This is a genomic window from Allobacillus sp. SKP2-8, from assembly GCF_007559355.1.
Taxonomy (GTDB): domain Bacteria; phylum Bacillota; class Bacilli; order Bacillales; family Alkalibacillaceae; genus Allobacillus; species Allobacillus halotolerans.
Genome location: NZ_VMHF01000002.1, coordinates 206201 through 219850, shown reverse-complemented (window position 1 = coordinate 219850; position 13650 = coordinate 206201). Strand labels below are relative to the sequence as shown.

Here is a 13650-nt window from a genome sequence, read left to right as displayed (position 1 = left end):
AGGTTTATTCGCCAAGTGAACGGGAATACTCCCGTATGTCGTATAAATCTGGTTTCTTTTTTTAATCATTTTTGTGTCTGGATTCATAATGGATCAGCGCGGATAAGATGTACATATAACGACCGAATTGCCAAGTGATTACTTCCACGTATTAAAATTCAACTCTCATTCGATTCATTTCATTTTCGCATGTACGGTTCAGCTGAATTTCTTTACATGTGTTCATGGTTTGTTATAATTAATTAGGTTAATGGTCAGACCAATTTAGTTGTTTCTACGATTTTTATGAAGGAGTGGTATATGTGGCAGATTTACGTGAGGAAGCACTTCACATTCATAAAGTGAACCAAGGAAAACTAACGACAAATTCAAAAATTCCGATCCGTAATGCAAGAGATCTTAGTCTTGCTTACTCACCAGGAGTCGCTGAGCCTTGTAAAGCAATTTATGATAATAAAGAAACTGTCTATGATTATACAATGAAAGGGAATATGGTAGCTGTCGTGACGGATGGCTCTGCCGTTTTAGGTCTCGGTAATATCGGCCCTGAAGCTGCCTTGCCTGTAATGGAAGGAAAGTCAACACTATTTAAAAGCTTTGCTGGTGTCGATTCATTCCCTATTTCGTTAAATACAAATGATGTTGATGAAATCGTGAATACCGTAAAATTAATGGAGCCGACATTTGGTGGCGTAAACCTCGAAGATATCGCTGCGCCAAATTGCTTTGTCATTGAAAATCGACTGAAAAAAGAAACGAGTATACCTATATTTCATGATGACCAGCACGGAACAGCGATCGTTACCGTTGCCGGAATGATCAATTCTTTGAAAATATCAGGTAAAACATTCTCAAACTCTAAAGTTGTGATTAATGGAGCAGGAGCAGCAGGAATTGCCATTATAAAATTATTATTTAGCGTTGGCGTTCGCGATATTATTATGTGTGATTCAAGAGGGGCTATTTATGAAGGTCGCCCATATGGAATGAATGAAGTAAAAGATGAAGTTGCTAAAATGACGAACAAAGATAATATTGAAGGAACTTTGGAAGAAGTCATTCAAGATTCAGATGTGTTTATCGGTGTTTCCGTTGGTGGTGCATTGACAAAAGAAATGGTAGAGAGCATGAACGACGACCCAACGATTTTCGCCATGGCTAATCCTGATCCGGAAATTATGCCTGACGATGCGAAAGAAGCGGGTGCAAAAGTGATTGGTACCGGACGTTCAGATTTCCCTAACCAAGTCAATAACGTACTGGCTTTTCCGGGAATTTTTCGCGGAGCATTGGATGTACGGGCTACTCGGATCAATGAACGGATGAAAATTGCCGCTGCTGAAGCAATCGCAGAATTGGTTGCAGAAGACAAGGTTTCACCGGATTACGTCATTCCTGATCCATTTGATAAGCGTGTAGCGCCTGCTGTTGCAGCTGCCGTAGCAAAAGCCGCAATGGAATCAGGAGTTGCACGAATTGATGTTGATCCAGAAGAAGTACGTAAACGTACAGAAGAGCTTACAATAATCCATGAAAAATAATCGGGCAGATGATTGAGGTGCCTTTTATGACAAAAGACACGAAATCGAAAGTTTATCAAGAAGTATTGGAAGAAATACGCAATTATATTGTCGATCATCAATTACAAGATGGTGATCGACTCCCTTCTGAAAGGGAGTTGGCTGAACAGTTAAATGCTGGGCGTTCTTCTGTCCGTGAAGCTTTACGAGCGATTGAGCTCTTAGGTTTAATTGAAACAAGACATGGCGAAGGAACGTTCCTTCGATCTTATCAGCCCTATTATTCGGTTGAGATTTTATCGACATTTATTCTGCAAGAAACGAGATCTCAACAAGAGGTACTTCAATTGAAATTATTACTTGAATCTCAAGTGCTATCTAATCTCAGTGGCCAAATTTCAACGGATCTTTACGAAAAATTATTATCCGTAATCGTTGAATTGACAAAAGAACAGCTACATACTTTTCTTTTTACAGAGTTGTTCAATGCAGCAGGCAATCGGTTACTCTCGAAGATTTGGCATTTATTGGAGGGGTTCAGTAACCCAATTCCTTTTGAAGAACAAAATCATTCATTTTATGAGCAAATATTGCTTTGGGTTAAAGAAAATAAAACCGAATCAGCAAAAGAAGCACTTAAAAAGGTATATATCCTCGAATAATGAAGTTTGCTCAGTGATGTTTTTTGACAATTTTCAAAGTAGACTTCCTGTATCTTTAAGGTGTGTCCACACAAAGGAGGAATCCCGTTGTTACGAGATATTTTTAATAAAAAAAGGAAATATGCCACAATATCTAAGCAAGCAGAACGAGAAGATGTCCCACAAGGGTTAATGGTTAAATGCCCTTCGTGCCGAAAAATACATTATCGGAAAGAACTCGAGAAAAACAATCTGATTTGTTTACATTGTGATTATCATCATCCGATGTCAGCGAAAGAGCGGATTGATGCATTGATGGATGCCAACACCTTTGAAGAATGGGATGTCCAACTGACTTCTGCGAATCCACTTGAATTTCCAGATTACATAGAAAAAGTGGAAAAGGATCAGAAAAAGACCGGTATGAATGAAGCAGTCATGACAGGTAAAGGAAAAATAAATGGTTATGAATCAGCAATTGCTGTGATGGACTCACGCTTTCGAATGGGTAGTATGGGATCTGTTGTCGGAGAAAAAATCTCGCGAGCGATTGAAAAAGCGAGAGAAGAAAGACTACCAATTATTATTTTCACCGCATCAGGCGGAGCGCGAATGCAAGAAGGCGTACTTAGTTTAATGCAGATGTCAAAAACGTCCGTCGCTTTAGAACGTTTTAGCCGTTCAGGCGGGTTGTTCATTTCTTATATGACCCATCCAACAACGGGTGGTGTTTCAGCGAGCTTTGCTTCTTTAGGTGATTATAATTTTGCTGAACCGAAGGCGTTGATCGGCTTTGCGGGCCGAAGAATTATCGAGCAAACCATTCGGGAAAAACTGCCAGATGATTTCCAAACGGCTGAATTCTTGTTTAAGCATGGTCAGTTAGATCGTGTGGTTCATCGTTCAGAAATGAAAAAAATAGTAACGACGATTCTTGATATTCACCAAGATGGAGGTGATCAGTGATGAAAAAGAATGTCCTCCCATTTGAGAAGCCCGTGGTCGAGCTTAGAGAGAAGATTGCTGAGTTGAAAAAGATATCTGGTGATAGTGAAGTCGATTTATCGGCAGAAATCGATCGATTGGAAGAACGATTGGAACATCTGGAACGTGAAGTATATGAAAATATGGCTCCATGGGATCGCGTTCAAATGGCTAGACATGCCGAGCGACCGACCACCTTGGATTATATCGAACAACTTTTTACTGATTTTCTTGAAATGCATGGTGATCGCTATCATAGCGACGATGAAGCAATTGTCGGAGGGATTGCCAAGTTTAATGGTCAACCAGTAACGGTAGTCGGCCATCAGCGCGGCAAAGATACGAAAGAAAATATTCGTCGCAATTTTGGTATGCCTCATCCCGAAGGTTATCGGAAGGCTTTGCGATTGATGTACCAAGCGGAGAAATTTAATCGTCCGATTATTACCTTCATCGATACAAAAGGTGCTTATCCAGGAAAGGCTGCCGAAGAGCGAGGGCAAAGTGAAGCCATTGCGAAAAACCTTCGTGAAATGGCGGGGTTGACTGTCCCGATCATTTGTATTGTAATCGGCGAAGGTGGTAGTGGGGGCGCTTTAGGTATAAGTGTTGGGGATAAGTTATTCATGTTGGAGAACTCAACTTACTCTGTCATCTCCCCAGAAGGCGCAGCGGCTTTATTATGGAAAGATTCCAATTTAGCTAAAAAAGCAGCTGAATCGATGAAAATAACATCCTATGACCTGAAGGAACTTGGAGTGATTGATGGGGTCATTGAGGAAGTACAGGGTGGCGCACATCGTGATATTGATAGCCAGGCAAGCAAGATTAAAGAAATCATCGAATCTTCTTTGCATGAGTTAAATCAATTGAATGAACAAGAATTATTGGATCAACGTTGGCGGAAGTATGAAAAAATCGGTTCGACAACCTCGGTTTTGGAACGTACGGAAACTCCGGTAAATGAGTAATACCAAGAACTGCCCTACTTGTTATTGGTACAAATAAACAAGGGGGGCAGCTTTTTATTTAAGGGGGAACCTCATAGTAGAACGAAAAGACATCCATTTTTATCAATAGACGTCATGTTTTACAGAGCTTTTTATGGAACAAATGAAATTTATTCAAACTTTACCCCGTATGACATGATTTTTACCTAGCAGTTGATTTAGAATATAGATAGATGATTCAATGATATGAATGACTGATTGCCTATAGAGAGTGAGATGAGGTGAAGTTATGAAACGAATTGGTATTTTAACGAGTGGCGGTGATGCGCCAGGCATGAATGCTGCGATTCGTGCAGTGGTCAGAAGTTGTATTTATCACGATATAGAGGTATATGGGATTTATTACGGTTATCAAGGATTAATCGATGGTGAAATTAAGCAACTGGATATCGGTTCGGTTGGTGATATTATTCAAAAAGGTGGTACAATGTTGTTTTCTTCCCGTTCTGAAGATTTCAAGACGGAAGAAGGTCAACAGAAAGCCATTGAACAATTGAATCACTACGGGATTGAAGGATTGGTCATCATTGGTGGCGACGGCTCCTTTAAAGGGGCAAAAAAACTGACGGAAAAAGGATATCCATGTATCGGAATTCCAGGTACGATTGATAATGATATTGCTGGAACTGATTATACCATCGGATTTGATACCGCGTTGAATACAGTCATTGATGCGGTTGATAAAATTCGAGATACGGCTACATCTCATGAACGTATTTATGTCATTGAAGCAATGGGGCGAGATGCCGGTGATTTAGCATTGTGGGCTGGACTTGCCGGTGGTGCGGAAAGTATTTTAATTCCAGAAATCAAAACGAGTTATGATGAAGTCATTCAAAAAATCAAACGAGGACATGAGCGTGGAAAAAGGCATAGCATTATCATGTTGGCCGAAGGTGCGGGCAATGCTTACGATATTGCCGACCGAATCAAAGACCAGCTGAATTTCTCAACTCGTGTAACCATATTGGGCCATACACAAAGAGGTGGCTCACCAAGCGCGTATGACCGAGTGATTGCAAGTCGTTTTGGCGCTTTTGCCATTGAATTATTGCTAAATGGAAAACAAGGCCGTATGGTCGGATTGGAAAATAATCAGTTTGTCGATCATGATCTCACAGGTAATTTCGACAAAAACAATCAAGAGATAGAAGAACTATATAATTTATCTAGCCAACTATCCATATAACTTTAGGAGGTAGTGACCTTATGATTAAAAACAAGACAAAAATTGTATGTACAATCGGACCAGCATCAGAGTCCGTGGAAACATTAAAGCAATTAATCGAATCAGGAATGAATGTTGCGAGGTTAAACTTTTCTCATGGAGATCATGAAGAACACCGTAATCGTATCCGGAATATCCGCCAGGCTGCTGAAGAGACAGGTCGTTCAGTCGCGATCATGTTGGATACAAAAGGACCGGAAATACGTACAGGCCAGTTCAAAGGTGGCCAAGCATATTTAGAAGAAGGATCGACTGTTTATTTGACGATGGAAGATGTAGAAGGAACTGCGGAACGTTTCTCACTTACGTATAGTGGATTGATTCATGATGTCCACCCTGGCTCAAAAATTTTGCTTGATGATGGGTTGATCGGTCTTGAAGTAAAAGCAATCCATGAAGATAAAAAAGAGATTGAAACCGTCGTACAAAACTCAGGTGAAATCAAAAATAAAAAAGGTGTCAACGTTCCGAATGTCAGCGTAAACCTACCAGGGATTACGGACAAAGATGCAGAAGATATCTTGTTTGGTATCGAAGAAGGTATTGACTTTATTGCGGCATCCTTTGTTCGCCGAGCTTCAGATGTGTTGGATATTCGGGAGCTATTGGAGAAAAACAACGGAGAGTTTATCCAAATTGTACCGAAAATCGAAAACCGAGAAGGCGTCAATAACATTGCTCAAATCCTTCAAGTCAGTAACGGAATCATGGTAGCGCGTGGTGACTTAGGCGTTGAAATTCCAGCAGAAGAAGTGCCGTTCGTCCAGAAAAAGCTAATTCATGAATGTAATGTAGCTGCTAAACCAGTCATTACCGCGACACAGATGCTCGATTCCATGCAACGAAACCCAAGACCAACACGTGCAGAGGCAAGCGACGTAGCGAATGCGATTTACGATGGTACAGATGCAATTATGTTGTCTGGTGAAACAGCTGCAGGTGATTATCCTGTTGAATCCGTTGAAACGATGTATAACATTGCTGTTTATACGGAAAACAAAATTTCACAACTTGATTCATCTAGTAACCGATTTAAAAACGAAGATAAAAACATGACAGATGCAATTAGCCACTCGGTTGCCAATTTAACAGAAGAACTAGAATTAAATGCAATCGTCACACCGACGGAAAGTGGCAATACCGCACGGATGATTTCTAAATATCGCCCAAATGCACCAATTATTGCTATCACATTCCGTGAGAGTGTAAATCGTCAATTAAACCTTGTGTGGGGAGTGCATCCAATCAACGGTGAACGCGTGAATTCAACCGATGAAATGCTCGGTTTGGCCGTAAGTCGAAGTCTTGATTCGGGATACATTCAGCGCGGAGATCGAATCGTAATCACAGCGGGTGTTCCTGTCGGTCAAAGTGGCTCCACTAACTTGGTCAAAGTTCACGTAGTCGGTGATATCGTTCAAAAAGGTCAAGGAATTGGAGACAAAGGCACTTCAGGAAAAGTCATTATTGCAGAAAATGCTAAGCAATTAGAGGAAAATTTCGAAGACGGTGATATTATAGTCGCCACAGGAACAGAAAAAGAAATGATGCCATGGATCAAAAGAGCGGCTGGAATCATCACAGAAGAAGGTGGATTGACAAGCCACGCAGCAATCGTTGGCTTAAACTTAGAGCTGCCAACCATTGTCGGCGCGAAAGAAGTCACAAGCTTATTGACGAATGGAGATGAGATTACGCTCGATTCGGAAACGGGTAATATTTATCTAGGAAGAACTTCGATCATATAGAAGGTGAATACATGTTTCGATTATTATTTTTATTAATTGTTGTTTTCTCAGTCATCGAAATTGCGATCTTTGTTTGGCTAGGCAACGTGACAAGTATTTGGTTTGTTTTAATAGGCATTATTTTGACTGGCGTCATCGGTGCTTTTCTCGCCAAGTGGCAAGGAATCAGCACACTGAACCGAGCCCGTCAAGAAATGGCGCAACGCCGTATGCCAAAGGATGAAATTTTCGATGGAATTGCTATTTTAATCGGGGCTGTATTATTGTTTACTCCTGGATTTCTTACTGACTTACTGGGTTTTCTTTTATTGATTCCAGTAACAAGAAAACCATTTAAGGTTTGGGCGCAAGCACAACTGCTATCCATGATTAAAAAAGGCTCAGTCAAAAGATTTCATATTTACCGGAGATAAAAAACCTGAACGACACATTCGTTATGTGATCGTTCAGGTTTTTTGGTTTGGTAAGTAATCGATGACTAAAATCTGGCATCGGGATAACAAATGGTCGTCGAGAAGGAGAGCATTTATCGAGCACGGAAGAATATCAATTTCTCGCTGTTCCGTCGTTGAGAGCGCCTTTCGGACACGGAAGGCACCGGAATTTTCGCTGTTCCGGCGTTGACAGCGTCTCTCGAGCACGGAAGGCACCCGATTTTTGGCTCTTCCGTTGTTGACAGCGTCTCTCGAGCACGGAAGGCATCGGAATTTTCGCTGTTCCGTTGTTGACAGCGTCTCTCGAGCACGGAAGGCACCGGAATTTTCGCTGTTCCGGCGTTGACAGCGCTTCTCGAGCCCGGAAGGCATCCGATTTTTCACTCTTCCGTTGTTGAGAGCCCCTCTCGAACACGGAAGGAACCCGATTTTTCGTACTTCCGTAGTTGATAGCGTCTCTCGAGCCCGGAAGGCATCCAATTTTTCACTCTTCCGTTGTTGAGAACGCCTCTCGAGCCCGGAAGGCACCCAATTACTCTCGCTTCCCAAATGCTTCACCTAACCATGCTAATCTACTTCGTTAAATACGCTTGAATATCCCGCAAAATACCTGTTTGTTTAATCGTAATCAATAAAATCAAACACAAAGGGGTTAACAAGACACCCATCACACCGAACCATTGAAAAAATAAAAACAATAGTATGATCATGACAAAAGGATGAATCCCAAGGGATGTACCTAAAAGTTTTGGTTCAATGATATTACGAAATATAATCAAGACGAGCAATAGAACACTTAATCCAATCGTCATAAAAAATTGCTGTGTCAAAAAACTATATAAAATCCAAGGGATGAATACGACGCTAACCCCAATCAAAGGGATGAAATCCAAAAGCATGCTAAAAAAAGTGATCGCAAGTGCATGCTTCACATTTAGTAATGTTAAGCCAATCCAGATAATCAAACCTGAGCTTAAAATGATCAAAAGCTGTGCGAAAATATATTTCTTAACCACTTGGAAGCTTTGCATTCTAAGGTCATAAATAAAGTCTTTAACAGGAGCGGGAACCTTTGATAATAAAGACGCTGCCCATCTTGGGCCGTCTTTAGCTAAAAAATAGGTGCTTAATAAAATCAGTATAAAAATATAACTTGACTGTAGCGTGCTTGTAAATATTAAGATGAGTGATTGAACAAGGTCCAATAGGAAGTTTTGACTGTAATCTCGAAACGAATTCGCAAAGTCCATCAAAAGCTGTGTGAAGTAATCTTGTGAAAAATCAGGAGATCTGCTTAGTAAATTAGATAATGTTCCAATCATTTTTTCTGTCCAAGGAAAGATGGTTTCATAAAAATGTTGTAATGTTGTATCGAATATGACAGGTAAGAAATGAGAGAATTGTTGAAGAAAATGAATCAATTCAATCATACTTAAAGAAATGACTGTAACTGAAACGACTAATAACATAAAAATCATCGTAAATATAGCTAGTCCCCGAGGAAAATATAATTTTCTTTCCAATAATTTAGCGAGAGGAAGTATGATGATTGCCAGGATGATACTTATGTAAAACGGATATAAAATGGGTAAGCTAACGTAAAATAACGTGGACAACACGATGAAAGTGACAGTCAGTTGTATAGCTTTTAGCCAATCAATATTCATTCTTGTAATCCTTTCTGCTACAATGAGATAAGGTCTCTAATCAGTACTATCGCTCTTCTGATGAAGAAAGTTCGTTTTCACGTGGGTTCGTGAAGGTTCAATAAAGAGGTGATCATGATGTTCTCATCTTCTACAATATTCTTACTTATTTTATTAGCACTCGGTTTTATTGCAAAAAACCAAGCGATTTTAATTGCTGTATATATTTTATTAGGCATTAAATTGTTCAAGCTGGAAGATCGGGTCTTTCCCTTTCTTGAAGCGAAAGGTATGTTTATCGGTGTTGTCATCATTACGGTGGCCGTACTTGTACCGATTGCAGCAGGTGAAATTGGGTTTACAGATCTAGCGAAAAGCTTTAAATCGTATTATGCTTGGATTGCTGTTCTTGCTGGAATTTTTGTGGCCTATGTCGCAAAAGATGGATTGACTTTGTTGGCCAATGAACCTCATTTGACGACAGCGTTGATTCTTGGAACAATCCTTGCTGTTGTTTTCTTCCAAGGGATTGCTGTTGGACCGTTGATTGGTGCGGGTATTGCTTATCTCGCTATGCGCGTTGTCGATTCTATGGTTGGTTTGTTTAGTTGAAGCTTATGTATGAACTATTTGAAGAAAGAATGATGACGTATTATCCAATTGTATGAACAAATTGTCCAAGCTATGAAGCTTTATACTTCTAATATTTTAAAAAATTTCACATTCGGTAGGAATTTGTTTATAATGAGTGTGGAAGATATACTAGCATTCCGATAGAATTAAATGTGTTCATACACATTTTTGACAAAAAGAAAAAAAGGAGAGAGATACGATGTCAAACACAAAGGGACTTGAAGGAATTGTAGCAACAGAATCGTCTATTAGCTCGATCATTGATGATAAGCTCACCTATGTGGGTTACGATATTGATGATCTTGCAGAAAATTCAAGTTTCGAGGAAGTTGTTTACCTTCTTTGGAATCAAAAATTACCGACAAAAGACGAATTAGACAAATTTAAAAACGATTTAGCAGAGAATATGGACATCCCTTCTGAAATCGTTGATCACTTGAAATCGTATGATTTGAAAACGGTTCATCCAATGGCAGCTTTGCGCACAGCCGTTTCTATGCTTGGTCTGTATGATGACGAAGCAGATACAATGGATGAAGAAGCGAATCGCCGTAAAGCTGTTCGTTTACAGGCAAAAATCTCAACGATCGTTACTGCTTTTGCACGTATTCGTAATGGAAAAGACCCAGTTTCTCCAAAGAAAGAGAATAGCTATGCTGAAAACTTCTTATATATGTTGAATGGAAAAGATCCAGAAGACATTGAAGTAAAAGCTTTCAATAAAGCGCTAGTGCTACATGCTGACCATGAGTTAAACGCATCCACATTCACAGCACGTGTTTGTGTAGCAACACTTTCAGATGTATATTCTGGTGTTACTGCAGCAATTGGGGCACTTAAAGGACCACTTCACGGTGGTGCGAATGAGCGTGTCATGGCGATGCTTTCTGAAATTGGTGAAGTCGACAATGCTATTCCACATATCGAGAAAAAACTAGAGAACAAAGAAAAAATTATGGGCATGGGTCACAGAGTATATAAAAATGGCGATCCACGTGCCAAGCACTTGAAAGAAATGTCCAAGCAATTGACAGAGATTGCAGGCGAAAGTAAATGGTATGAAATGTCAGTTAAGATTGAGGACTATATTAAAGAAAACAAAGGATTACCTGCAAACGTTGATTTCTATTCTGCGTCTGTATATCATAGTTTAGGGATCGACCACGATCTCTTTACACCAATCTTCGCAGTAAGCCGTGTATCAGGTTGGTTAGCACACATCCTTGAACAGTATGCTGATAACCGCTTGATTCGCCCAAGAGCTGAGTGGGTAGGCCCAAGCAAACAGAAGTATGTACCACTTAATGAACGCTAAGTAGCGTGTGAGTTAAGGTACGATAGATTATTCAAAAGCCGGGATTTCCGGCTTTTGTGATGTTGTCTGGATCTTTTAACAATTTTCAGACAACAAATAAATGGATGTAAAAAATGAGGAGGTATTTCAATGACACAAGGTGAAAAAATTACAGTAGAAAATGGAAAAATGAACGTTCCAAATCATGCAATCATTCCATATATCGAAGGAGATGGAACAGGTCCGGACATCTGGGCTGCCGCTTCACGCGTACTCGAACAAGCTGTTGAAAAAGCTTACAACGGCGAAAAGAAAATTGTATGGAAAGAAGTTCTTGCTGGTCAAAAAGCATATGACAAAACAGGTGAATGGCTACCAAGCGAAACATTAGAAACAATTCGTGATTACAAAATTGCGATTAAAGGTCCATTGACTACACCAATTGGTGGAGGAATTCGTTCTCTAAACGTTGCATTACGTCAAGAGCTTGACCTATTTACGTGCCTACGTCCTGTTCGCTATTTCGAAGGGGTACCTTCTCCGGTTAAACACCCTGAAGATGTAGACATGCAAATTTTCCGTGAAAATACAGAAGATATTTATGCGGGTATTGAGTGGCAAGAAGGAACTGATGAAGTGAAGAAAGTCATTGACTTCATCCAAAATGAAATGGGTGTAGATAAAATCCGCTTCCCAGAAACTTCTGGTATCGGAATTAAGCCAGTTTCCAAAGAAGGTACTGAGCGCTTGGTTCGTGCAGCGATTGAGTATGCACTAAACGAAGGTAAAAAGTCTGTTACACTCGTTCACAAAGGAAACATCATGAAATTTACAGAAGGTGCTTTCAAGAGCTGGGGCTATGAATTAGCTGAACGTGAATACGGCGACAAAGTATTTACGTGGAATGAATACGATGCAATTGCTGATGAAAAAGGTCGCGAAGAAGCTGATAAAGCACAAAAAGAAGCGGAAGATGCTGGTAAAATCATCGTTAAAGATGCGATTGCAGATATCTTCTTGCAACAGATCCTCACACGTCCTAAAGAGTTTGAAGTTGTTGCGACAATGAACTTAAACGGTGACTATATCTCCGACGCTCTAGCAGCACAAGTTGGTGGAATCGGAATTGCTCCGGGAGCGAACATTAACAATGATACTGGACATGCGATCTTTGAAGCGACTCACGGTACAGCTCCAAAATATGCGGGCATGGATAAAGTGAACCCATCTTCAGTAATCTTGTCAGGTACATTGATGCTTGACCACTTAGGCTGGAGAGAAGCAAGTGAATTAATCGCAAAAGCGATGGATAAAACAATTGCAAGCAAAGTCGTTACTTATGACTTCGCTCGTTTGATGGATAATGCAACAGAAGTTAAGACTTCTGAATTTGCTGATGAACTTATCAAAAACATGGGTTAATACTTCTTTATTTGTGGAAAGCTAAAATCAATTGGTTGAAATCGAATTGAGGGAGGCTTTGGATGACAATCAAGCGTAGGAAAGTCTCAGTCATCGGTGCCGGATTCACCGGTGCCACGGCCGCTTTGATGATTGCTCAGAAAGAACTGGCTGACGTCGTATTAGTCGATATTCCAGATATGGAAGACCCGACAAAAGGCAAGGCCCTTGATATGTTGGAAGCAAGTCCAGTACAACGATTTGATGCAAATATTGTTGGAACATCGGATTATGCTGATACAAAAGATTCCGACGTTGTCATCATTACTGCAGGAATTGCCAGAAAACCGGGAATGAGTCGAGACGATCTTGTAGCGACGAATTCTAAGATTATGAAATCTGTAACGCAAGAAATTATGCAGCACTCCAAGGAGCCGATCATCCTTGTGCTAACAAATCCAGTTGATGCGATGACCTACACGGTATATCAAACAGCTGGTCTACCGAAAAAACGGGTCATTGGTCAGTCTGGTGTATTGGATACAGCACGTTTTCGTGCATTTGTCGCTGAGGAACTGGATGTCTCCGTAAAGGATGTTTCCGGCTTCGTCCTTGGTGGACATGGAGATGACATGGTGCCAATGCTTCGTTATTCGCATGCAGGAGGTATTCCGTTAGAGAAACTAATTTCAAAAGAACGTCTGGATGAAATTGTGGAGCGTACACGAAAAGGCGGTGGCGAGATTGTTGGTTTACTCGGAAATGGTTCTGCATACTATGCGCCCGCTGCGGCATTGACAGAAATGACAGAAGCAATTTTGAAGGACCAACGACGAATTTTGCCTGCGATCGCTTATCTCGAAGGTGAATACGGTTATCATGATATGTATTTAGGCGTGCCGACAGTTCTCGGTGGTAACGGACTCGAGAAGATCATCGAGCTTGATTTAACAGATGAAGAAAAAACTCAATTAGATCAATCAGCACAATCCGTTCAACAAGTAATGGACGTATTAAACAAAAATAAATAAACGTAAACTGATCCACCTTGGAACATTCATTCCAAGGTGGATTTTTATGTTTTTCAAGATGTGATTCGGGTATCGACTAA

Annotated in this window: 12 protein-coding genes; 11 read left to right on the top strand and 1 reads right to left on the bottom strand. The window is 40.4% G+C overall.

The annotated features are described in order from the left end of the window. The first annotated feature begins 302 nt into the window (after positions 1 to 302). The 7 genes from ystJ to FPQ10_RS04315 all read left to right on the top strand — a co-directional run bounded on the left by ystJ (position 303) and on the right by FPQ10_RS04315 (position 7544). Positions 303 to 1541, top strand: coding sequence for an NADP-dependent malic enzyme (gene ystJ / locus FPQ10_RS04345; RefSeq protein WP_144160821.1), 1239 nt, complete (start codon positions 303 to 305; stop codon positions 1539 to 1541). A gap of 26 nt (positions 1542 to 1567) precedes the next feature. Then, positions 1568 to 2182: a FadR/GntR family transcriptional regulator gene (locus FPQ10_RS04340; RefSeq protein ID WP_186278531.1), complete on the top strand. Its 615-nt coding sequence runs from the start codon at positions 1568 to 1570 to the stop codon at positions 2180 to 2182. Positions 2183 to 2269: 87 nt separating this feature from the next. Further along, complete coding sequence (gene accD, locus FPQ10_RS04335; RefSeq protein ID WP_144160815.1) at positions 2270 to 3127, top strand: acetyl-CoA carboxylase, carboxyltransferase subunit beta; 858 nt, start codon at positions 2270 to 2272, stop codon at positions 3125 to 3127. Beyond that, entirely contained in the window at positions 3127 to 4116 is a 990-nt protein-coding gene (accA, locus tag FPQ10_RS04330) for an acetyl-CoA carboxylase carboxyl transferase subunit alpha (RefSeq protein ID WP_144160812.1), read from the top strand. The genes accD and accA overlap by 1 nt, the downstream gene beginning before the upstream one ends. A gap of 268 nt (positions 4117 to 4384) precedes the next feature. After that, on the top strand, positions 4385 to 5344 hold the full coding sequence (gene pfkA, locus FPQ10_RS04325; protein WP_144160810.1) for a 6-phosphofructokinase: 960 nt from the start codon (positions 4385 to 4387) through the stop codon (positions 5342 to 5344). A gap of 20 nt (positions 5345 to 5364) precedes the next feature. After that, complete coding sequence (gene pyk, locus FPQ10_RS04320; protein WP_144160808.1) at positions 5365 to 7131, top strand: pyruvate kinase; 1767 nt, start codon at positions 5365 to 5367, stop codon at positions 7129 to 7131. An 11-nt stretch (positions 7132 to 7142) separates the two neighbouring features. Next, the gene (locus tag FPQ10_RS04315) at positions 7143 to 7544 is read left to right on the top strand and encodes an FxsA family protein (RefSeq protein WP_144160806.1); all 402 of its coding nucleotides are present in this window, start codon (positions 7143 to 7145) and stop codon (positions 7542 to 7544) included. Positions 7545 to 8137: 593 nt separating this feature from the next. On the opposite strand, the gene ytvI is transcribed toward FPQ10_RS04315, so the two are convergent. Further along, on the bottom strand, positions 8138 to 9232 hold the full coding sequence (gene ytvI / locus FPQ10_RS04310; protein WP_144160804.1) for a sporulation integral membrane protein YtvI: 1095 nt from the start codon (positions 9230 to 9232) through the stop codon (positions 8138 to 8140). 117 nt (positions 9233 to 9349) lie between these two features. On the opposite strand from ytvI, the gene FPQ10_RS04305 reads away from it, so the two are divergent. The 4 genes from FPQ10_RS04305 (at position 9350) to mdh (ending at position 13570) form a co-directional block, all read left to right on the top strand. After that, on the top strand, positions 9350 to 9823 hold the full coding sequence (locus FPQ10_RS04305; protein ID WP_144160802.1) for a DUF441 domain-containing protein: 474 nt from the start codon (positions 9350 to 9352) through the stop codon (positions 9821 to 9823). 220 nt (positions 9824 to 10043) lie between these two features. After that, positions 10044 to 11159 carry a citrate synthase gene (gene citZ / locus FPQ10_RS04300; RefSeq protein WP_144160800.1) on the top strand — a complete coding sequence of 372 codons (1116 nt, stop codon included), beginning with the start codon at positions 10044 to 10046 and terminating at the stop codon, positions 11157 to 11159. Between the two features lie 129 nt (positions 11160 to 11288). Beyond that, a complete protein-coding gene (icd, locus tag FPQ10_RS04295; RefSeq protein ID WP_144160798.1) occupies positions 11289 to 12560 on the top strand; it encodes an NADP-dependent isocitrate dehydrogenase in 1272 nt (423 codons plus the stop codon). Positions 12561 to 12622: 62 nt separating this feature from the next. Then, a complete protein-coding gene (mdh, locus tag FPQ10_RS04290; RefSeq protein ID WP_144160796.1) occupies positions 12623 to 13570 on the top strand; it encodes a malate dehydrogenase in 948 nt (315 codons plus the stop codon). Positions 13571 to 13650: the final 80 nt, after the last annotated feature.